Source organism: Bradyrhizobium mercantei, assembly GCF_001982635.1.
Lineage (GTDB): Bacteria > Pseudomonadota > Alphaproteobacteria > Rhizobiales > Xanthobacteraceae > Bradyrhizobium > Bradyrhizobium mercantei.
Window position 1 is genome coordinate 74,039 of the sequence record NZ_MKFI01000001.1, and the last position, 19,761, is coordinate 93,799.

Here is a 19,761-nt window from a genome sequence, read left to right on the forward strand (position 1 = left end):
TTACGGCTTCGGCAGCAGCTTGACGCCGGGCGCCGGCGTCTTGCTGCCATGGTCGTGCCCGCCGCCCTGCCCTTCGGGTGGGATATCGATCCAGCGGCCGACGCCCTGTTCGCACTCCTGCACGACAGGGAAATACAGCGTGGTGTTGGGTTTCAACGTATCGGTGAGAAAGGTCTGCATCACGAACTCGTCGTAGTTCTGATCCGCGAGCTTACCACCACTCCAGGCGACTTCCTTCACGCCCTCGGACAGCTTGGCGCCGTGATAGTCGTATTGGGCGGCGTATTTGCCGGTGACCGTGTCGAGCGTCCAGCCGGGCTTCGGCATCGGCTTCACCCCGATTACACCTTCCGGAATCTGCACGCGGATCTTGATCGTCGCCGATCCCGCGCAGCCATGCGGCACGGCGAACACCGCCTTGTAGTAGGATCCGACCGGCGCCTGCTTTCCTTCAAGCGTGATATGGGCGACCGCAGGCTGCGCTGCGAACAGCGCCGCCGTGGCAATGAGGAGCGCGCGTACCTTCATGGCTTCCTCACATCTTCTTCATGTCCATGTGACCGGAATGGTCGCCATGGCCGGAATGATCGCCGCCGCCCGGCGCCTGCGCACCGACCGCCTGCACGTCCAGCGAGACCGTGACCTTGCCGGCCTTCTCGAACTCGAGCGTGACCGGCACCTTGTCGCCCTGCTTCAGCGGCGCCTTCAGGTCGAACATCATCAAATGATAGCCGCCGGGCGCGAGCTTCACGGTCTTGCCGGGCTCGATGGTCAGTCCCTTGTCGAGCGCGCGCATCTTCATCACGCCGTTGTCCATCGACATCTCGTGCACTTCGACCTTGCCCGCGACGTCAGCGGCCCCCGACACCAGCCGGTCGGGCGTCGTGCCCTTGTTCTCGATCGTCAGATAGCCGCCGCCGATCTTGGCACCGTTCGGCGTCGCGCGCGTCCATGTCTGCGTGATCACCAGGTCGCCGGCCTTGACGTCCTCGGCGCGCGCGGATGTGGTCGCGAGTGCTGCGGTCAGCGCGGCGAGAGCGAGGATACGGGAGAGCGTCTTCATGGCGACGGATTCCTTTCAGGTTGAAGTCGTCGTGTTATCGGCTTGCTGCGGCCTGGGTGGCAGACCATTTGTCCAGATCGGCGATTTCGGCCGATCCTTCGATCGTCGTGATGGTCCCGTCGCGGGCAATCAGCATGGTTCGCGGGATATCGCCCTGCCAGGCCGGATCGATCTCAAATCTCAGGCGTTCGGCGAAGCCATCGCCGAACATCCAGTTCTCGGCCGACGCGAGGCCCGCGCCATCCAGCATCGATCGGGTCGCCTCCGGCAGGTTCGGAACCAGATCCGCGCTGATCGTCACGACGTCGATATCCGGGTGATCCTTCATGAAGCGGCCGAGCTGCGGCAGCTCGACCTTGCAGGGCCCGCAGGTCACTCCCCAAAAATGCACCAGGGTCGGATGGCCGGCATGCGCGTGCAGCAGCTTTTGCCAGCTGCCGCGTTCAAACGGCTTTGGCGTGCCCGCTTCCGCCGCGAGTCCGGACGGCAGCGTTGCAAGCAGGATCAGCGCAGCGAGGAAGTGGCGTTTCATGGTTCGCCCTCGATTGCTTGGAAATGGTAGCCGTCGGCCTTCGTCATCCAGGACAGGTAGGTTTGCCGGCGGTCGGTCACGAGCAACGGATGGTCGGAGCTGTCGGTGGTGTCGGCGATCACGACGGGCTTCGACCAGGTCGCGCCGTCGTCGTGAGACGTCATCAGATTGATCGAGGTCTTCTGCCCATCGAATTCCTTCCAGGCCATCACGAGCCCGTGTGGGCCTGCGATGACCTGCGGCCTTGACGGGCTTCGATTCAACTGACCAATGGGAAGCGGATCGGAGAAGGTTTTGCCGCCATCGCGCGAGCGTGCGTAGAACAATCCCTTGCGCGCCTTGCCGTTCGTGTACCACGTCACGTGATAGGTTCCTTCGGACGAAATCGTCAGGCTGGGACCATGATGCGGGCATGCCGCGATCTGCCAGTCGTCGCGGCTCACCCGATGCACCTCACCCGGAGTGGCCAGATCGGTGAACGTCACGATCGCATGGTCGCGCACGCCGCCTTCGAAGATGTTGCGAAACACCACCACCGGATGGCCTGCGCCGTCGAACGCCAGGGCGAGACGGCAGCACTCGCAGGTGTTGTCGGCAGCAAGCCGCGCATCGGAATAGGTCGCGCCGCCGTCCTTCGACGACGCAAAGAACAGCCCGGCCCCGTCATACTTCTCGCCGCGCTGCTGCGCCGGGACGCGGTTGCGCTTGTCGAGCCAGACCGCAAACACGGCGCCGGCGGGATCGAAGCCGATCGCCTCGAACCGCTGGCTCTCATTGTTCGCGGTGATCGGCTTCGGCGGATCAAAGCTGCGCCCGCCATCGGTCGATCGCGTGGTCAGCACCTGGCCGTTGAAGGCCTGATCACGAAAGATCGAGAAGGCCAGCGCGATGTCCCCCTTGGCGTCGATCGCAAGCTTCGGCCGCGCGTCCGGCCCCCAATCCAGGTTGAGCCGATCCCGGGTCACCTGGACCAGCGTGGAGAAGCTCTTGCCCTGGTCCTTCGAGCTCGCGACCGAGATCTGACCTCCGGCCATCCACGTCAGCCATAGCGTCCCGTCCGGCGCGAAGGCGGGCGTGACCTTGGTCGCGCAACGCAGGGCGGTGTCCTCGCACGCCGCTTCCGAGGCGTGCTGGTGACTCATCTGCGCCTTGGCGAGGTTCGGCAAGGCCGCGAGCATGGCTGTCGCGAGCACGATCCAACCAGCTGATTTGCGAGAAGTCATCGATGCGCTCCTCATTTGAACGCGATCTTCATGCCCGCCACGAACGCGCGCGGCGATCCGGCATAGATCGAACCGGTCGTGTTCGCCAGTATGCTCGCAGGATTTTGAACGCCCGCTGCCGTCACCGAGTTCGCGATGTTGTTCGCGGAGGCGATGTAGGTTCGATCGAACACGTTCCGCACCTCGAAATACAGGTTCAGCGTCTTGAAGTAGTCGGAGATCAGATCCGTCTTGTAGTGCAGGTTGAGGTTGACGAGCTCATAGCCGGGTGCCTTCAGGAGATTGGCATTGTCCATGTAGAAGCCGTCCTTCCACTGGACTTCGACGAACGCGCCGAGGCCCTGGAATGGACCCGACAATTGGTCGTAGCCCAATCGGGTCGTCAGTTCGTTCGGCGAGATGCCGGGAATCTTGTTGCCGGCGCGATTGAAGCTGAACACCGCGCCATTGGTGATGTTCTCGGTGTATTCCGTGTAGACCTCGTCGAGATAGGTGTAGGCCGCCGAGACGCGCCAGCCCGGCAGGAACTTCCAGTCGGCGGCCAGTTCGACACCGCGATGTTCCGATCGCGGCGCGTTGAACGTATACGAGATGCCCGCGAGCGGCGTTGCCTGCGAAACCAGCTCGTCCTTGAAGAACTCGTAGAACCCGGTGACGCTCACCTTGACCGCGTTGTTCGGCGTCCAGTCGGCGCCGACGTCGTAGCCGAGGTTCTTCTGGGTCCGCAGCTGGGTGTTGTTGCCGGACGCCCCGCTCGGCAGGATGAAGAGATTGCTCACTTGCGGCGTGCCGTATCCCGTTGCCACCCGTCCGCGAAGTTGCCACTCGCTGTTCAGGCGGTAGAGCAAGGCGAGCTCGGGCGCGGTGTTCTGGAATTGCCGGTCCGCCGTCGTGATCGCGGTGGTCGTCGCCCCGGCCGCGCCGGTGTAGGTATAGGCAGTGTTTCGCCCGGTGAGACTGGTGGTCTCCCAGCCGATGCCGGCAATGGCCGTCAACGCCGGCGTGAGCCTTAGTTCCTCGCGCGCGCGAAGGCCGTAATTCGTCGTCGTGCTGAGCAGATTGCTGGACAGGCTTCCGAGCGTGGCATTGCCGCCCGGCATCACATTGCGGGTGTCGCTCGAAGCCGTGAGCGTATTGTAGAAGCCGCCGAAATAGGCTGTCGAATCCATCCCGAAGATGTCGCCGCGTCTGACGATGTCGCTCATGTAGTTGTAGGACGGGAAGTCGCCGATCGCGCTCGTCGAGCCCGTCGGCTGGTTGATGTTGCGGTCGTCGAACACGAACTGGTTGCGCCAGGTGGTCTGGTTGTCGAAATCGTGCTCCCAGCGGCCGCCGACGATGGTGCGGCGGTCGTCGCGCCCGAGGCCCGCCTGCACCGCGGTTTCCTTCTCGGTCCCCGCCGCCGAATTGAAACCGTTGTTGAACAAGGTCACGGTTCCGCATCCCGGCGCAGCCGTCGCTCCGGTCGCGCAGCCTTGCTGGAACGGGTTCTGATAGAATTGATTGAGCGACGAGCGGATCGGCAGCCGCGCCGACAGGTCGTTGTTGATCAGCTTCACCGTAAATCGGTCATCCGGCGTGACTTGCAGGGTGCCGAGGAAATTGACCGTCTGGGTATTGAACCAGCTGTTGCCGATATAGCCGTCGCCGCGGCTGTCGCTTGCGAACAGCGAGCCCTCGAAATTGCCGACCTTCCTGCCTGCGGCAAGATAGTTATTCAGATAACCGAAGCTGCCACCATCGACGCCGTACTCCACGCCATCGATCGTACCGCCGGGCCGGGTGCGGAAATTCAACGCGCCACCGGTCGCGTAATTGCCGTACAGCGCCGATGACGGCCCGCGGACCACATCGATCGCGCCATAGGCATGCGGATCGATCAGGTCGCTGCGCGACAGGCCGTCCGGCTGGGTGACCGGGAAACCGTCATCGAAGATGACGAGGTTGCGGATACCAAAGCCATTGCGGGCGTTCGACCCGCGGATCGAGATGCCGAAGTCACGCGGGCCGTTGCCCTGCTTGATCGAGATGCCGGGACTGTCCCGCAGCACGTCGGCGACGGAAAAAGCCGGCCGATTGTCGAACTGGCTGCGATCGATGGTCGTCTGGGTCTGGCCTGTGGGCGCCCGGTTCAAACCGTCGCGGGCCGCTCCGGCCGTCTCCGCCGGCTTCGCGCCGCGCGCTGCGTCCGCAGCCACCGACGGCGCCGCGCGCGGCTTGGGCGGTCGCCGAACCGATGCCGCACGAACGCGAGGCTTGGCCGCCGCGGGCTTGGCGCGCGTCGCCGTCCGGGGCGCTTCGACGTTGACGGAAGGCAGTACCGTCTGGGCCTTCGCCCAAGACGTCATGGTGGAAAGGACCGCGCCCAGTATCAGCGCACTTGCCCCACCCCACGGGTGAAACCGAAACATGGATGAATCCTGACACCGGCTCTCCGGCCGGCTTGTTCAAGGGCACTCGCCAGCGCAGGACATGCGCCGGCAGCGACATCGTCGTCAGGAAAACAGCGGTGGCGCGCGAGCCTGTGCGGCGAGGCCAGCCGGCGAACGATCGAACTCGGCGGCAAAATCAAGCCAGGCGATCCGGCTCGGCAGCCGTTCGACGGCCTGCGCCGCAACTTGCGGGTTATCAACGGGCGCACCGGTCTGCAGCACGCTGCACGCCGAGCAACAGCCGTCGTGGGCATCGTGACCGGTCTGGTCGCCCTGCCCGGTTCCCGAACCGGTATCGCCGTGGCAGATGGTGGCCGCCGCGAGCGGGTCCGACGCGGCAAGGCTCGCCGCCCAGCAGGCCCCGATCGGTGCAAAAATCTGCACCAGCAGGGCAACCAGGACTATGGGCAGAAAATTCTTCAGCCGCCGGCGCATCGCAAAACCCATCCGCCACGGAACTAACCACCATGGGCGTCGGAAGTCGAGATCGCGGACGCGCCCGGTTTCTTCCGGCTGACGGAAATGACCGGGCGTGGCACTTGCGTCACGCCCTCTCCGAAAGCCGTCGTATCCCCTTACCCCGTCACGTGTTTTCGGGCGACTTTCGCAACCGGCGGTGGCGCCATCCCAATCATTTCGCAAATTGCTCGAAAATTGAACAATCGTTGCCGAAAATGATGACAAGCCTGGAAAGATGGTCTACCAATTCGGGCTCAGGCCAGCCGCGAGGTGTGTCCTGGTGGTCCAAGTCTCGGGAGGAGCCCGACGCGCACAAGCAGCGTCACCCCATCAATCAAGATCAAATCGAATTTTTGGGGCAAATAGGGTCGACACAATTTTTAGAGCAGGGCTTGGAGCCCTGCTCTTTTTTTATGTGATGATCGCAAACCGCTATGACGTCATCGTCCAATCCAATCGAACAGAGCTTTGAACTCGCAGCCGCGCGTTGCGATGATCTGACGCCGCTCGTCTATCAACATCTGCATCGCGCGTATCCCGAGACGAGAGCGATGTTTCGCACCGAAGGCAGCGAACCGGTGAAAGGCTCGATGCTACAGCTCGCGATCGAAGCCATCCTCGATTTCGCCGGCGAACGGCGCGGACATTTTCGCCTGATCGAATCGGAAGTGTCTTCGCACGACGCCTACGGCACGCCGCGCGAACTGTTCGTGGCATTCTTCGCGGTGATCGCGGATTGCTTGCGTGAACTTCTCGGCGAGCAATGGTCGGCCGAGATCGATGCTGCGTGGCACAAGCTGCTCCGCGACATCGAGGCCATCGTGCTGCAGCAGAAACATCTCGTGGACGAGAGGGCGTAGCGTCACCGTTCCGATTGTGACACACTCCCTTTATCCGCGGCGCGTGCAACTGACGCCGACGGTCAGAAAAACGAAGAGGGAGCAAACAATGCCAGGCACCGACAAGGGGATGGACAAGGCGTCGACGACGCGGCGCGACCTTCTGCAAATGGCGGCGGCAGGTGGAGCTGCGGCCGGCCTGTTCGGCGGAATGGGCATGACGACGTCCGCGCTCGCAGCCGAAATGGGACGTTCGGAAAAGCCGCTGAAGGCCGCATTCTCCAACGCCGGCCTGCAGGCGACGTGGTGCGCGCAGGGCAAACAGGCCGCCGAGTTCTGGGGCAAGCTGTTCAACGTCGAGGTGACCTGGTTCGACGGCCAGCTCGACGCCGTCAAGCAGCGCGCCGCGATCGACAACATGGCGTCGCAGAAATGGGACTTCGTCGCGATCCAGGCGTTCGGCATCGGCACGCTGACCCAGCCGGTGCAGAAGATGATCGACGCCGGCACGCCTGTCATCGACATGGATACGCTGATTGCGCCGCTCGATCAGATCAACGTCCACTCGTTCCTCGCACCCGACAACGAGTTCATGGGCGCCTCGGTGACCCAGGCGCTGTGCAACGCGATCGGCGGCAAGGGCAAGGTCATCATGACCCAGGGCGCGCTCGGCCACACCGGCGCGCAGGGCCGCGCCAAGGGCTTCAACTCGGTCGTGAAGCAGTTCCCGAACATCGAGGTACTGGACACCCAGCCCGCCGATTGGGACGTCTCCAAGACCGCCCGGCTCTGGGAAACCTATCTGACGAAATATTCGCAGATCGACGCGGCGTTCTTCCACAATGACGACATGGCGCTCGCGGCCTACAACATCATGAAGGCGCGCAACCGCACCAACATCCTGATCGGCGGCGTCGACGCCATGCCGCCGGCGATCCAGGCGGTCAGCGAAGGCCGCATGTTCGCAACCGTGCGCAACCCGTCCTGTCGCATCCATGGCGGTGCGATCGTCGCGGGCGTTGCCGCCGTGGTCGGCGGCGAGAAGAGCGGCCAGGGCATTCCGAAGAACGTCGTGACCGACGGTCCCGTCGTGACCAAGGCCAACGCCGCCGGCATGCAATGGATGGAGGATCACTTCCTGATCTGAGCGGGCCGCATGTCGCAGGGACGCTCCCCGATCCTCGAGTTGAACCAGATCACGAAGGCCTTCGGCGGTGTCGAAGCCCTTCGTGGGGTCGACTTCGCGCTTCACGCCGGCGAGATCCATGGTCTCGTCGGCGAGAACGGCGCCGGCAAAAGCACGCTGATGAAGATCATCGCCGGCGTGCATCCCGAGTTCTCCGGCCGCTTCATGCTCGACGGCAAGGAGACCCGGTTCCGCTCCACCCGCGACGCGCATGCCGCGGGCATCGGCATGGTGCATCAGGAGCTCAGTGTCGCGCCTGACCTCACCGTCGCCGAGAACGTCTTTCTCGGTAACCAGCCGACCAACCGCCTCGGCTTCGTGCAATGGCGGCGGATGGCGCGCGAGGCCGGCGAGCAGCTCGCCCGCTTCGGCATCGACGTCGATCCGATGACGCGGCTCGGCGACCTGCCGATCGGCCTGCAGCAGCTGATCGAGATCGCCCGCGTGCTGTTCTCCGGCGCGCGCATCATCATCCTGGACGAGCCGACCTCTGCCCTCTCCCCGCCCGAGGTCGAACGCCTGTTCGCGACGTTGCACAAGCTCCGCGACGAAGGTACCAGCATCGTCTTCATCTCGCATTTCATCGAGGACATCCTGCGGGTCTCCAACGTGGTCACCGTGTTCCGCAACGGGCGGAAGATCGCCGAGACCGCATCCGCCGACACCACCAAGGGGGCGCTGATCGAGGCCATGATCGGCCGCGGCGGCGAGGCGCTGGAGCACAGCTACACCGATGATTTGATGCTGCCGCAATCCGGCGCCGGCCCGGCGGTGCTGAAGGTCGATCAGCTCTCGCTTCGCCGCAGCCTGCAGGACGTCTCGTTCGAGGCCCGCTCCGGCGAAGTGCTCGGCATCTACGGCTTCATGGGCTGCGGGCAATTGGAGCTGTCGCGGATCCTGTTCGGCAAGCTCCGGCCGGACGGCGGCACGCTCGCGGTCGATGGCGCCGCCAGGACCTTCCGCAGCACCGCGGCGGCCCGGCGCGCCGGGGTCGCGCTGGTGCCGGAAAGCCGCCGCGCCATGCTGTTCCATCAGGAACCGGTCTACAAGAACATCTCGATCTCGATCCTCGATCGGATCTCGGCGCTGCTGCTCAAGCCGGTGCGCGAGCGCGCGATCGCCCAGCGTCAGGTCGAGCAGTTGCAGATCAGGCCGCCGGTGGTCGGCCTCGATCTCGGCATGCTGTCCGGCGGCAACCAGCAGAAGGTCGCGCTGGCGAAATGGCTCGCCTACCCGCCGCGCGTGCTGGTGCTGTGCGAGCCGACCCGCGGCATGGATGTCGGCGCTAAGAACGACGTGATCAACATCGTGCGCGATCTCCGTGCCAAGGGGCTGGCGATCATCGTACTGTCGACCGAGCCGGAGACGGTGTTGTCGCTGGCCGACCGGATCCTGGTGCTCAAGCGCGGCGCGGTGGTGCGCGAATTTGCCGGCGAGGCGGTCAGCAAGGATCGGCTGCTCGAGGCTGCGTAGTGCATGACCCGGAAAAGTGCGAAGCGGTTTTCCGATAAGATCATGCACAAACAAATCAAGAAAGCGCGATGACCGTGTCATCGGGCTTGATGGAGAGACATAATGGCAAGCAGTGACAGCGCGACGGCACCTGCGGATCACAAGCGGCCGCGCGGGCTGGCGTCCTTCCTGCGGTCGCAGATGCGCAATATCGCGCCGTTCCTGACGCTGATCTTCCTCAGCGGCTTCTTCGCGATCGCGAGCCCGTCGTTTGCGACCATCGACAATGTCGGCAACATCCTGACGCAAGTGTCGGTCACCGGCATCATCGCCGTCGGCCTCACCTTCGTGATCCTGTGCGCCGAGATCGACCTGTCGATCGCCAGCATCGCCAACGTCACCGGCATTGCGGTGGCGTATTTCACGTTGCAGGAATCCTACGTCAACATCGCCAACGTCCCGATGCCGGGTGTCGTCGCGATCCTGCTGGCGCTGGCGCTGTGCGCCCTGCTCGGCCTCGTCAATGCGCTGGGGCTGACCATGATCGGCATCCCCTCTTTCATCATGACGCTTGCCATGATGCAGATCGCAGCCGGCGTCTCGGCGCTTTTGGTGCGCGGCCAGATCGCCTACAAGGTGCCGGACCTGATCACGACGCTCGGCTCGGGTTCGATCGGCGGCATCCCCTGGATCGTGATCGTCGCAGCGATCATGCTGCTCGGCGGCCATCTGGTGCTGACCTACACGCGCTTCGGCCGCTACGTCTACATGGTCGGCGGCAACCGCGAGGCCGCGGAATTTGCCGGCCTCAACGTCAAGCTCATCCTCGGCAGCGTGATGGTGATCTCGGCGGTGTGCTCGGGGATCGGCGGCATGCTCGGCGTTGCGCATTTCGGCAGCGCGCAGCAGAACGAGTTCGACACCTACCTCCTGGACTCGATCGCCGCCGTCGTGGTCGGCGGCACCAGCCTGTTCGGCGGCCGCGGCGGCATCGGCAACACCATCGTCGGACTGTTCGTGCTTGGCGTGCTCAACAACGGCCTCGACCACGTCAATATCGACAGCTTCCTGAAGATCCTGATCCGCGGCCTGATCCTGCTGGCGGCGCTGATCATCAATGTGTACGCGCAGCGGCTGCGCGAGCAGGCGGCGGATTAGCACGACCAAGGGCGAGCGCACTGCTCTCTCCGCTCGTCGTCCCGGCGAAGGCCGGGACCCATGCTCCCGCGGCGGAAGTTGTGAACGAGACATCGCTCAACAATAAATGCCTGTGGTTATGGGTCCCTGCTTTCGCAGGGACGACGATGTGGATAGTTCTCGATTCAAACTGTCAAACAGGCGGTGTCACCACCCGCGCATGCGGGTGATCCAGTATTCCAGAGACAGCCGAGAGGCCGCGGCGTAATGGATTGCGCAGTCGAGCCGGGCGATGACAGGCTTGGTCGGGGACGCAGTTTCGCATTCTCGCGACGTGATTTATCCGAGTTCTACATTTCGTTTCGCGCTCCCTGTTGCAGAGGGCGCAGGGCAAGCCGGGGACGCCGCGGGATGACGGCCGAGTCCGGAGATGATTGTCCATGCAATTAATGCATGTTCTACTATCCGGATGCTCGTTTGACGTTAAATGTCGTTGACAATAGACTTGCGACAAGAAGGTCCGCGCACGAAGCAGGAAAGTTCCAGATGGCCAGGTCACATCAGACGATCAGAATGTCGTCATGCGCTTGCCGCCAGGTTCAGTGCCGAGCCGTTGGCGCGCCAATCTTGAGTGTGGTGTGCTATTGCGACGACTGTCAGACAGGTGGCCAGGAGATCGAAAGGCTGCCGAATGCCGCACCTGTCCTCGATGCTGACGGCGGGACAGCTTATCTGAGCTACCGCGACGACCGATTTAGTTGCGTGTCCGGCGCAGACCTATTGGTCGGCTACAAAATCAAGGACAGTGCACCCACGCAGCGGTTCGTGGCGTCCTGCTGCAACTCAGGCATGTTTCTGAAGTTCGGCCGCGGCCACTGGGTGTCGATGTATCGCGCGCGCTTTGAGGGCGACCTCCCACCCATCGAGATGCGGACTCAAACAAAGTATCGCCTGGCCAACACAGAAATTCCTTGCGATGCACCGGGCTATCAAACATACCCGATGAAACTCATCGGAAAATTGCTTGCATCGCGGCTTGCGATGCTTGTCGCACGATAAACCGTCTGGTCGAAGGCGCCACCGGGCTCGCTTACTTCCGTCTTGGGTCGTGAGCGGAAGTTGTGCGCCTCCCAGCCCGCGTCTGCTCGCACCCCCTGAAGCGGACATGGAGGCCGGTGGGCCGAACGGACGCTCATGGCCACGCCGGACTTGTGCCCCGCTGCAATTGCGTCGAAATTTCCAACCAGTCCAACCGAGCCGGCGCTATCCTCTGGTGGACAGCGGAGGGTTACGCCTTTGTCAGCATGGACGGCAAATCGGGAGACAGGCGGCAGGATTGGCAGGACCATCGCCGTTGCAGTCGGACTTGCCCTCAGCCAGGCCGCGGGTGCGGCACCGCCCGACAACCCCAATCCCGCGCTTGCCCCATGGTTTGAGAGCCTGACGCAACCGGGGACCGGTGCGTCGTGCTGCTCGATTGCGGATTGCCGAACGGTCGAGTTCCGGCAGGACCGGGACGGCTACGAGGTGTTGATCGACGGTCGCTGGAAGCTGTCGCGCCCATTCTGGCTGCGGGTCCCGCCGAACAGGATCATCAACAGAACCGACAACCCGACGAACCGCGCCGTGGTCTGTTTCACGCCTGAGGCCGGAATTCTCTGTTTCGTGCGTCCGGCCGAAAGCTAGTCCGTGCCGCAGCGGCTTACGTACGCGACTGGCGATACGTCCCGTTCATCTGGCAAAATCCGGCTGCCAATGGCGCAACTCGCGCGCGGCGTAGGTCACTGCGCCGATCGTCGTATAGGACGGCGCCTCCAGCATCATGTTGCGCGCGAGCTTGAGGGCCCGTGCCTCGCAGATCGCGCGTTGCTTCTCGTCGGCGATCCACTCGAAATCGATGTTGTGCGCGAGGCCGAGGATGCGGCGGATGGTCTTGGCCGCGGCGAAGCCGACCGTGTCCTGGAACAGCCGCGCCATGTAGGCCTGCCGCTCCGCCTCCAGCCGCGCGGCGCCCGCCTCGCCCATGAACAGTGACACCGGATAGCCGTCGCCCTTTGCCTCGTTGCGCCACAGCGCGAGAAACTTGCGCGAGAACTCGGTCCAGACACCCTCGATGGTTTCCAGCAGCCAAGCCTCGAATGAGGCGCGCTCGCCCGGCGTGCGCTCGTGGCCGGCGGCGGCCAGGTAGGCCATCAGGAGATTGCCGATCACGGCGCCGATATCGAAGCCCATCGGGCCATAGAAAGCGAATTCGGGGTCGATCACCTTGGTCTCGCCGTCGGTGACCATGATCGAACCGGTGTGCAGGTCGCCGTGCAGCAGCGCCTCAGGGCTCGCCATGAACTTCAGCTTCAGCCTGCTAATTGCGATATGGAGGTCGAGGTCCTCGCGATAAGCCGCCGCCGTTGCGTCGAGATAGGGAGTGGTCCAGCGGTTCTGCTCGGCGATACGATAGGGATCGGTGAAGATCAGGTCCTCGGTGATCTTGCAGAGCGCATGGTTGCCGGCGAAATCAGCGATCCCCTGCTTCTTCTCCGCGGCCGACAGCGCGAGATCGGACGAGAAGAACAGCGTCTGTGCCAGGAAGGTCGAGATGTCCTCGACGAAGCGCGGATAGCGCACCGCCTCGATCAGGCCCTTGCGCATGATGATATGCGGCTCGAGCAGCTCCATCGCGGTGAGCGCGAGCGGCGCGTCGTGATGCAGCACAGCCGGCACGAGGCTTGCGGCCAGCCGCGCCTGATGCACCAGCGCCAGATGTTCGTAATGCGCCCGCGAGAGCGGCAGCGGCCAGCTCTCGCCGACCAGCCGCACGTAAGGCAGCGCCTGCTTGACGGCGATGCCGCCGCTTTGGCCCTTGACGATGAAGACGAGGTTGAGATTGCCGTCGCCGACCTCGCTGATCGACCAGTCGGCAGGCGCCCCGCCGAGCTGCATGACGATGGCAGGAAGGCCCGCGAGATAGTCGCGCAGATCGGCTTCCCGCAGGATCCGATATCCGCTCTGCCCGGAGGCTGGTTGTGCCTGCAGGTTCATCGTGGTCGCCTCCCCAAGACTCAAGCCCAAGACTCAAGCCCAAGACTCAAGCCCGAGCCATTGGCCGCTCGTTGTGGGCCACTCGTTGTGCTATTCCGGACGCGTTGCCGCAAGAGCTGACGGCCCGGTTCGACGCCCACAATCGCAGGCGACGGGACGCGCCGCAATGCCCCAGACGAAGTCCCCGAACCACGGATCGATCAGACCCTACCCCGCCCGCGTTATTTCAGAATTCACGATGCAATTTTCGAGTGGAGGACGTTCCCATGCTCGTCGCCGTGTTCTCGATATTTGCTGCCAGCCGCAAGGACGCGCTTGTCGACATGGTCGAACAAGTGCGCGCGGGCTTCCTTGGCGCCGGTCTGGGCGAGCCGACGGTGCGCTTCACGCTGTCCGATCCGCCGCTCACGGCAGAGATCGCCGCCGTGCAGGCGGCCGTTGGGACAAAGCGCATTTCCAGCATCGCCAGGCTGATCAAACGCTGGCCCGAACTGGAGCGCCACGTGCGCACCACGGGCTCGGTCGGGCCCGGCAAGGCGGAAGTCCGCCGGATGTCGAACGTAACCGAGAGCGGCGCCGTCGAGCCGATCGACTTTGCGATCCTCCGGGAGATCGCGGCGGGCGTTCCGAAGTCGTTTCCATGCCACGCCATCGACCTGCACTTCTCGGTGCCGGGGTTTTCGGACGGTCCGCAGCTGCCCGCGCAGCCCGACCTGCAGACGCTGCGCGGCCTGATGCGCGCCGGCGTCGACATCGGCGCCGGTCACCCGACCTCGCCAGGCATCAGCGTGCACGACAAGTGGTGGGTGAACGGACGGCAGCGGTCGCTCGCCGCATTGCGGATCGTGGAAGCCGACCCGCAGGCCAAGAAGTTGCCGGCGCCTCCAGACGAGATCGCGGCCCTGCTCGCGGCCTGCGGCAAGGTGCGCAAGACGGTGCAGGTCCCGATGGTCACGGCGCCTGCCGCTGCGGCGGCAGCTGCCGCGCCCGCCGGCGGCCTGTCTCCTGAGATGGACGAGGCCATCCGCACGGTCGTGCGAACCTATCGGGTCGGCATGAGCGAATTGCTCGATACCTTGCCGCACGACCTGCCCCTTCAGCTCGAGGGCCTGGCCGCAACAGCTCCTGACGGAAGCCCGGGCACCGGGCCCAAGAAACCCGATCTGGTTCGCGCCTTCGCGCCGCTCGGCTATGATTGCCGCGGCGAGAGCGGCTCGTTCAGGCTGCAACGGCGCACGCCGGGCAATCTCACGGTCAGGCTCCAGGTCGATGTCGGCAGCTGGAACAGTTCGGTGGTGGCCTTCATGCAGGTGATCGGCATGGTGAACGGGCACGGCTTCAAGGCCACGCTGCCGCTGCATGCGTCGCGCCACGCGGTGCGCGGCGACGTGAGAGGCGTTGAATTGCCGAGCCAGTTTCCGATCGGCAGCGCCGAGCGGTGGACGCAGATTACCGATAATCTTGCAACGCTGGTCGCGGCGCTCGATCGCAGCTTCGTGCCCGAGATCGAAGCGATCTCCGGCCCGTCACCGGAGTGGTTCCGGCCGGAGCAAAGCTGAGCTCGGCGCTCGTCGGTCAGACCGGCATCCGCATCGTTCACACGACCCGACGGCTCATGCGAGCGACTTCGCCGCGTCAGTTATGAAACTCCGGCATCCCCATCAGCCGCGACAGCCGCTCGACCGAGAGATAGCCGGCGTAATAGGCCCACATCCCGATCGTAAAGATCACCGCCGAGATCACCGTGGTCCACAGCAGCTTGCGGCCCATCCGCGCCAGGATCGGCGCGCCGGGGTCGGTGCCGGGCGCACCAACGCCGTCCTCGTGCTGGCTACGGATGCCGAACGGCAGCGTCAGGAACAGCACGAGCCACCAAAGCACGAAGTAGACCGCGAGCCCGGTGGAGATCTGGTACGCCGAGATCTGAAAGCTCATTGCGGCCTCAGGCCTGTTCGATCTCGACCAGGGCGCCGGAAAAGTCCTTCGGGTGGAAGAACAGCACCGGCTTGCCGTGCGCGCCGATCTTCGGCTGGCCGTCGCCGAGCACGCGGGCGCCCTCGGCGATCATGCGGTCGCGGGCCGCAATGATGTCGGGCACGTCGTAGCAGACATGGTGGATGCCGCCGTCGGCATTGCGCTCGACGAATTTCGCGATCGGCGAGGCTTCGCCGAGCGGCTCGATGAACTCGATCTTGGTGTTCGGCAGCGTCACGAACACGGTGATGACGCCGTGCTCCGGCAGCGGCACGGCATCGGAAATCTCGGCGTTGAAGGCGGTGCCGTAGATCTTCGCGGCCTGCTTGGCGTCCTTGACTGCGATGGCGACGTGATTGAGCCGGCCCAACATATGTCTCTCCCTTGTTTGAGCATGATCTTTTCGGAAAATCGCTTCGCACTTTTCCGGATCATGCCTTAGCCGCACATCAAACCGTCAGAACGTGCACGACGCAGATCGGCTTCTTGCCCCATTGCTCGTTCAGCACGGCCCGCACCGCGCGGCGGACGGATTCCCCGAGCGCATCCGGATCGCGCCGGCGCGGCTTCGGCAGGCCTTCGATCGTCGATACCACCACATCGAACACGATGTCGTCGAGCAGCTCGCCCGCCGCATTGTTCTCCGGCATGCCGACGAGATCAACCTCGGGATCGTCGACGAGCTCGCCCTGCGCGGTCATGGCGATGGCGACGAAGGCGCAGCCGGCAAAGCCCATCCGCCGCCGCTCCACCACAGCGCGCGACTTGGAATCCTCCAGGATGGTTCCGTCCTTGTAGAGGCGGCCCGCCGGCACTTCGCCGACGATGCCGGGCTCGCCGGGCCCGAGCCTGACGAGGTCGCCGTTGCGGCAGGTCAAAACCTTGGGGACGCCGGCGGCGCGCGCCAGCTTGGCGTGCTCGGCCAGATGCAGCGCCTCGCCATGCACCGGGATCAGGAGCTGCGGCCGCACCCAGGAGATCATGTCGCGCAGCTCGTCGCGGCGCGGATGGCCGGAAACATGCACCAGGTGCTCGCGATCGGTGATGATCTCGATGCCCTGCGTCACCAGCCCGTTGATGATGCCGCCGACCGCCTTCTCGTTGCCGGGAATGGTGCGGGAGGAGAAAATCACGGTGTCGCCCTTGTTCAGGGTCACCTGCGGATGGTCGTTACTGGCGATCCGGGCCAGCGCGGCGCGCGGTTCGCCCTGGCTGCCGGTGCACAGCGCCAGCACCTTGTCGGCCGGGAAATGGCCGTAATAATCAGCACTGCGGAACTTGTGCGAGCCGTCGAGATAGCCGCATTCGCGCGCCACCTGCACCACCCGCTCCATGGCGCGGCCGACCACCACCACCTCGCGATCGGCGGCGTTGGCGGCGTCCACCACCGCCCTCACACGGGCGACGTTGGAGGCGAAGGTGGTGACCGCGACACGGCCCTTGGCCGCCTTGACCAGCTTCTTGATGGTGGCGGCAACCTCGGTCTCCGAGGGCGAACGGCCGTCGCGCACCGCGTTGGTGGAATCGCCGACCAGCGCCAGCACGCCTTCGTCGCCGAGTTCGCGCAGCCGCCGCTCGTCGGTCGGCTGGCCGATCACCGGGGTCGGATCGATCTTCCAGTCGCCGGTGTGCAGCACGGTGCCGACATCGGTCTTGATCGCCAGCGCGTGCGATTCCGGAATCGAATGCGCGACCGGGATGAACTCGACATTGAACGGGCCGATATCGACCCGTCCGCCCGACGGGATCACCGTGATCGGGATCTTCGGCGGATTGCGCTCGGCGGCGCATTTGGCCTCGAACAGCGCCGCAGAGAATTGCGTCGCGTAGATCTTGCAGCCGAGCTTCGGCCAGAGGTCGATGATGGCGCCGAAATGGTCCTCATGGGCGTGGGTCAGCACGAGGCCCATCAGGTTGTTGCGCTCCTTCTCGAGGAAGCGGACGTCGGGCATGATCAGGTCGATGCCCGGCAGATGCTCCTCGTCGCCGAAGGAGACGCCGAGATCGACCGCGAGGAACGAGCGCTGGTGGCGGTTGCCGAGGCCATAGATCGACAGGTTCATGCCGATCTCGCCGACGCCGCCGAGCGGTGCAAAGGTGAGTTCGTCGGGTCGCGCCATCAGTTCGCCCTCACTGAGGCTGCGCTGCCGAAATAGACCTCGCCGGCCGTCACCGGCAGCCGTTCGCCGTTCGCCGTACGAACGATCAGGCAGCCGGTGTCGTCGATGGTATCGAAGGTGCCTTCAAGGGTCGCCGAGCCGGTCTGGACCGCGACGGGCTCGCCGAGCCCGGCCGCACGCTCCAGCCACAGCCGGCGGATCTCCGGAAAGCCGCGGCCATCGTCCCAGATGCCGCGAAACTCGACCCAGGCGTCCGACAGCGCGGCAAACAGCTCTTCCGCGCCGATCTGGATGCCCAGCGCGGCAAGCGACACGGCCGGCGTCGGCGTCCCCTCGGGCGCGGCGATGACGTTGGTGCCGATGCCGACGACGACCGCGAGCCGGCTGCCGACCGCCTCGGCCTCCAGCAGGATGCCCGACAGCTTCTTGCCGTTGGCCAGCACGTCGTTCGGCCATTTCAGGGTGAATTTCGGGCTGTCCGGCCCGAGCCGCAGCGCCGCCTCGATCGAGACCTTCTGCAGCGCGGCTTCGAGCGACAGCCCGGCAGCAAAGCCGAGGGTGGCGGCGACCGCCGGCTGGACGTCGGTCACCTCGAGGATCGAGCTGGCGAGATTGCCGCGCGGCGCGACCCAGACCCGCTGGCGCCGGCCGCGGCCCGCGGTCTGCTCTGGCGTCACGAACCACATCGGCCCCCGCTCGCCGTCGCGGGCGCGCAACAGCGCCTCGGCATTGGTCGAGCCGATCTGATCGAAGGCGGCAAGCTTGGTGCCCGCCGCAATGGCCCGGGGCCCGAGCGTGAAGGTCATGTCGGACTTATGCGCATGATCCGTTCCGAAAGCCAGCATCCTGTTTTCGGAACCATGCGCTTTAGAACAGCGACTTCGCCGCCGCCGTGGCCACACTTACCAGCGGGCCCGGATAGGCGAAGTAGAAGATGTTGAAGATGCCGGCGACCGCAAGCACCGTGCGCAGTTCGACGCGGACCGGGTCGAGCTTGCCGAGCGGCTGGTCGAAATACATCACCTTGACGATCGACAGATAGTAGAACGCGCCCACCACGCTGGTCAGCACGCCGATCACGGCGAGCGTGAACAGGTTGGCCTTGATCGCGGCGACGAACACGTACCATTTGCCGAAGAAGCCGGCGAGCGGCGGGACACCGGCCAGCGAGAACAGCAGCATCGCGAAGACGAAGGCGATTAGCGGGTTGGTGCGCGACAGGCCGGCGAAATCGCTGATTTGCTCCAGCGGCTGGCCGTTGCGCTTCATCGCCAGGATGATGCTGAAGGAGCCGAGCGTCATCGCGACGTAGATCGCGATGTAGATCAGGACGCCCTGCGCGCCCTCGACGGTGCCGGAGGCCAGGCCGACCAGCGCGAAGCCCATGTGGCCGATCGAGGAATAGGCCATCAGCCGCTTGATGTTGGTCTGGCCGATCGCAGCGAACGAGCCCAGCGCCATCGAGGCGATCGCCACGAACACCAGGATCTGCTGCCACTGCGTCACGATGCCCGGAAACGCGGTCAGCGTCGCGCGGGTGAACACGGCGAGCGCCGCGACCTTCGGGGCGGAGGCGAAGAAGGCGGTCACAGGGGTCGGCGCGCCCTCATAGACGTCGGGCGTCCACATGTGGAACGGCACCGCCGAGACCTTGAAGCAGAGGCCGGCGAGCAGGAACACCAGGCCGAACACGATGCCGATGTTGCCGGTGGTCGCGGCGGCCGCGATGCCGGCGAAGCTCACGGTGCCGGTGAAGCCGTAGATCAGCGAGGCGCCGTAGAGCAACATGCCCGACGACAGCGCACCGAGGACGAAGTACTTCAGGCCGGCCTCGCTCGACTTGGCGTTGTCACGCTGGCTGGCGGCGACGACGTAGAGCGCAAGGCTCATCAGCTCGAGGCCGAGATAGAGCGAGATCAGGTCGCCGGCCGAGATCAAGACCATCATGCCGAGCGTCGACAGCAGCACCAGGATCGAGAACTCGAAATTGCGGCTCGACGGCTGCGACAGATACTCGGTCGACAGGATCAGCGTCGCTGCGGATGCGATCAGCGCCAGGATCTTCAGGAAGCGGGCGAAATCGTCGACGATGAAGCTGCCGCCGAAGGTCACGAGCTTGCCGGCCGGCAGCCAGAGCTCCAGCACACCGGTCAGGACCAGCAGCAGCACCGCGAGCGCGGTGATGAGGCGCGTCGTCCCCTGCCCGCGATAGGCTCCGATCATCAACAGCACCATGGCGCCGACCGCGAGCACCAGCTCCGGCAGCACCGGCTGCAACTGATAACCTGCACTGGAAAAGCTCATGACG

General features: G+C 64.7%; 19 protein-coding genes. 7 read left to right on the plus strand and 12 right to left on the minus strand.

What is annotated here, in order from left to right:
* The 6 genes from BI327_RS00330 to BI327_RS00355 form a co-directional block, all read right to left on the minus strand.
* Positions 1-528, minus strand: coding sequence for a YcnI family copper-binding membrane protein (locus BI327_RS00330; RefSeq protein WP_076857683.1), 528 nt, complete (start codon positions 526-528; stop codon positions 1-3).
* 7 nt (positions 529-535) lie between these two features.
* Complete coding sequence (locus BI327_RS00335; RefSeq protein WP_076857684.1) at positions 536-1,063, minus strand: copper chaperone PCu(A)C; 528 nt, start codon at positions 1,061-1,063, stop codon at positions 536-538.
* A gap of 34 nt (positions 1,064-1,097) precedes the next feature.
* Positions 1,098-1,595, minus strand: a complete 498-nt coding sequence (locus BI327_RS00340) for a TlpA family protein disulfide reductase (protein ID WP_076857685.1) — start codon at positions 1,593-1,595, stop codon at positions 1,098-1,100.
* Positions 1,592-2,818, minus strand: coding sequence for a sialidase family protein (locus BI327_RS00345; RefSeq protein ID WP_076857686.1), 1,227 nt, complete (start codon positions 2,816-2,818; stop codon positions 1,592-1,594). The genes BI327_RS00340 and BI327_RS00345 overlap by 4 nt, the downstream gene beginning before the upstream one ends.
* Before the next feature lie 11 nt (positions 2,819-2,829).
* Positions 2,830-5,229 (minus strand): TonB-dependent receptor family protein, encoded by a 2,400-nt coding sequence (locus BI327_RS00350; RefSeq protein ID WP_076857687.1) that lies wholly within the window; start codon positions 5,227-5,229, stop codon positions 2,830-2,832.
* Between the two features lie 84 nt (positions 5,230-5,313).
* The gene (locus BI327_RS00355) at positions 5,314-5,697 is read right to left on the minus strand and encodes a DUF2946 domain-containing protein (protein WP_076857688.1); all 384 of its coding nucleotides are present in this window, start codon (positions 5,695-5,697) and stop codon (positions 5,314-5,316) included.
* A 446-nt stretch (positions 5,698-6,143) separates the two neighbouring features.
* On the opposite strand from BI327_RS00355, the gene BI327_RS00360 reads away from it, so the two are divergent.
* The 6 genes from BI327_RS00360 to BI327_RS00385 all read left to right on the plus strand — a co-directional run bounded on the left by BI327_RS00360 (position 6,144) and on the right by BI327_RS00385 (position 12,009).
* The gene (locus BI327_RS00360; RefSeq protein WP_076857689.1) at positions 6,144-6,569 is read left to right on the plus strand and encodes a globin; all 426 of its coding nucleotides are present in this window, start codon (positions 6,144-6,146) and stop codon (positions 6,567-6,569) included.
* An 88-nt stretch (positions 6,570-6,657) separates the two neighbouring features.
* Positions 6,658-7,695: a sugar ABC transporter substrate-binding protein gene (locus BI327_RS00365; protein WP_076857690.1), complete on the plus strand. Its 1,038-nt coding sequence runs from the start codon at positions 6,658-6,660 to the stop codon at positions 7,693-7,695.
* 9 nt (positions 7,696-7,704) lie between these two features.
* Positions 7,705-9,207 (plus strand): sugar ABC transporter ATP-binding protein, encoded by a 1,503-nt coding sequence (locus tag BI327_RS00370; protein ID WP_076857691.1) that lies wholly within the window; start codon positions 7,705-7,707, stop codon positions 9,205-9,207.
* A 102-nt stretch (positions 9,208-9,309) separates the two neighbouring features.
* Positions 9,310-10,344, plus strand: a complete 1,035-nt coding sequence (locus BI327_RS00375) for an ABC transporter permease (RefSeq protein WP_076857692.1) — start codon at positions 9,310-9,312, stop codon at positions 10,342-10,344.
* A gap of 432 nt (positions 10,345-10,776) precedes the next feature.
* Entirely contained in the window at positions 10,777-11,382 is a 606-nt protein-coding gene (locus tag BI327_RS00380) for a GFA family protein (RefSeq protein ID WP_245334671.1), read from the plus strand.
* Between the two features lie 237 nt (positions 11,383-11,619).
* Complete coding sequence (locus tag BI327_RS00385; RefSeq protein WP_245334672.1) at positions 11,620-12,009, plus strand: hypothetical protein; 390 nt, start codon at positions 11,620-11,622, stop codon at positions 12,007-12,009.
* Between the two features lie 45 nt (positions 12,010-12,054).
* Here the strand turns inward: BI327_RS00385 and mtnK are convergent, their stop codons facing one another.
* A complete protein-coding gene (gene mtnK, locus BI327_RS00390) occupies positions 12,055-13,359 on the minus strand; it encodes an S-methyl-5-thioribose kinase (RefSeq protein WP_076857693.1) in 1,305 nt (434 codons plus the stop codon).
* Positions 13,360-13,625: 266 nt separating this feature from the next.
* Between mtnK and BI327_RS00395 the strand changes: the two genes are divergently transcribed.
* The gene (locus BI327_RS00395; RefSeq protein WP_076857694.1) at positions 13,626-14,918 is read left to right on the plus strand and encodes a hypothetical protein; all 1,293 of its coding nucleotides are present in this window, start codon (positions 13,626-13,628) and stop codon (positions 14,916-14,918) included.
* Between the two features lie 76 nt (positions 14,919-14,994).
* On the opposite strand, the gene BI327_RS00400 is transcribed toward BI327_RS00395, so the two are convergent.
* The 5 genes from BI327_RS00400 to nuoN form a co-directional block, all read right to left on the minus strand.
* The gene (locus BI327_RS00400; protein ID WP_076857695.1) at positions 14,995-15,294 is read right to left on the minus strand and encodes a DUF1467 family protein; all 300 of its coding nucleotides are present in this window, start codon (positions 15,292-15,294) and stop codon (positions 14,995-14,997) included.
* Between the two features lie 7 nt (positions 15,295-15,301).
* Positions 15,302-15,706, minus strand: a complete 405-nt coding sequence (mce, locus tag BI327_RS00405; RefSeq protein WP_016841811.1) for a methylmalonyl-CoA epimerase — start codon at positions 15,704-15,706, stop codon at positions 15,302-15,304.
* A 76-nt stretch (positions 15,707-15,782) separates the two neighbouring features.
* Positions 15,783-17,453, minus strand: a complete 1,671-nt coding sequence (locus tag BI327_RS00410) for a ribonuclease J (RefSeq protein ID WP_076857696.1) — start codon at positions 17,451-17,453, stop codon at positions 15,783-15,785.
* Positions 17,453-18,259, minus strand: a complete 807-nt coding sequence (locus BI327_RS00415) for a biotin--[acetyl-CoA-carboxylase] ligase (RefSeq protein WP_076859087.1) — start codon at positions 18,257-18,259, stop codon at positions 17,453-17,455. Before BI327_RS00415 ends, BI327_RS00410 begins: the two co-directional genes overlap by 1 nt.
* A 61-nt stretch (positions 18,260-18,320) precedes the next feature.
* Entirely contained in the window at positions 18,321-19,757 is a 1,437-nt protein-coding gene (gene nuoN, locus BI327_RS00420; protein WP_076857697.1) for an NADH-quinone oxidoreductase subunit NuoN, read from the minus strand.
* Positions 19,758-19,761: the final 4 nt, after the last annotated feature.

Bases quoted from the DNA above. Each gene is read 5' to 3' on its own strand.
- BI327_RS00395 (WP_076857694.1), top strand. From the start codon at position 13,626: ATGCTCGTCGCCGTGTTCTCGATATTTGCTGCCAGCCGCAAGGACGCG.
- nuoN (WP_076857697.1), bottom strand. From the start codon at position 19,757: ATGAGCTTTTCCAGTGCAGGTTATCAGTTGCAGCCGGTGCTGCCGGAG.
- BI327_RS00330 (WP_076857683.1), bottom strand. From the start codon at position 528: ATGAAGGTACGCGCGCTCCTCATTGCCACGGCGGCGCTGTTCGCAGCG.
- BI327_RS00365 (WP_076857690.1), top strand. From the start codon at position 6,658: ATGCCAGGCACCGACAAGGGGATGGACAAGGCGTCGACGACGCGGCGC.
- BI327_RS00350 (WP_076857687.1), bottom strand. From the start codon at position 5,229: ATGTTTCGGTTTCACCCGTGGGGTGGGGCAAGTGCGCTGATACTGGGC.
- BI327_RS00355 (WP_076857688.1), bottom strand. From the start codon at position 5,697: ATGGGTTTTGCGATGCGCCGGCGGCTGAAGAATTTTCTGCCCATAGTC.
- BI327_RS00345 (WP_076857686.1), bottom strand. From the start codon at position 2,818: ATGACTTCTCGCAAATCAGCTGGTTGGATCGTGCTCGCGACAGCCATG.
- BI327_RS00335 (WP_076857684.1), bottom strand. From the start codon at position 1,063: ATGAAGACGCTCTCCCGTATCCTCGCTCTCGCCGCGCTGACCGCAGCA.
- BI327_RS00370 (WP_076857691.1), top strand. From the start codon at position 7,705: ATGTCGCAGGGACGCTCCCCGATCCTCGAGTTGAACCAGATCACGAAG.
- BI327_RS00360 (WP_076857689.1), top strand. From the start codon at position 6,144: ATGACGTCATCGTCCAATCCAATCGAACAGAGCTTTGAACTCGCAGCC.
- BI327_RS00380 (WP_245334671.1), top strand. From the start codon at position 10,777: ATGTTCTACTATCCGGATGCTCGTTTGACGTTAAATGTCGTTGACAAT.
- mtnK (WP_076857693.1), bottom strand. From the start codon at position 13,359: ATGAACCTGCAGGCACAACCAGCCTCCGGGCAGAGCGGATATCGGATC.
- BI327_RS00340 (WP_076857685.1), bottom strand. From the start codon at position 1,595: ATGAAACGCCACTTCCTCGCTGCGCTGATCCTGCTTGCAACGCTGCCG.
- BI327_RS00375 (WP_076857692.1), top strand. From the start codon at position 9,310: ATGGCAAGCAGTGACAGCGCGACGGCACCTGCGGATCACAAGCGGCCG.
- BI327_RS00410 (WP_076857696.1), bottom strand. From the start codon at position 17,453: ATGGCGCGACCCGACGAACTCACCTTTGCACCGCTCGGCGGCGTCGGC.
- mce (WP_016841811.1), bottom strand. From the start codon at position 15,706: ATGTTGGGCCGGCTCAATCACGTCGCCATCGCAGTCAAGGACGCCAAG.
- BI327_RS00415 (WP_076859087.1), bottom strand. From the start codon at position 18,259: ATGACCTTCACGCTCGGGCCCCGGGCCATTGCGGCGGGCACCAAGCTT.
- BI327_RS00400 (WP_076857695.1), bottom strand. From the start codon at position 15,294: ATGAGCTTTCAGATCTCGGCGTACCAGATCTCCACCGGGCTCGCGGTC.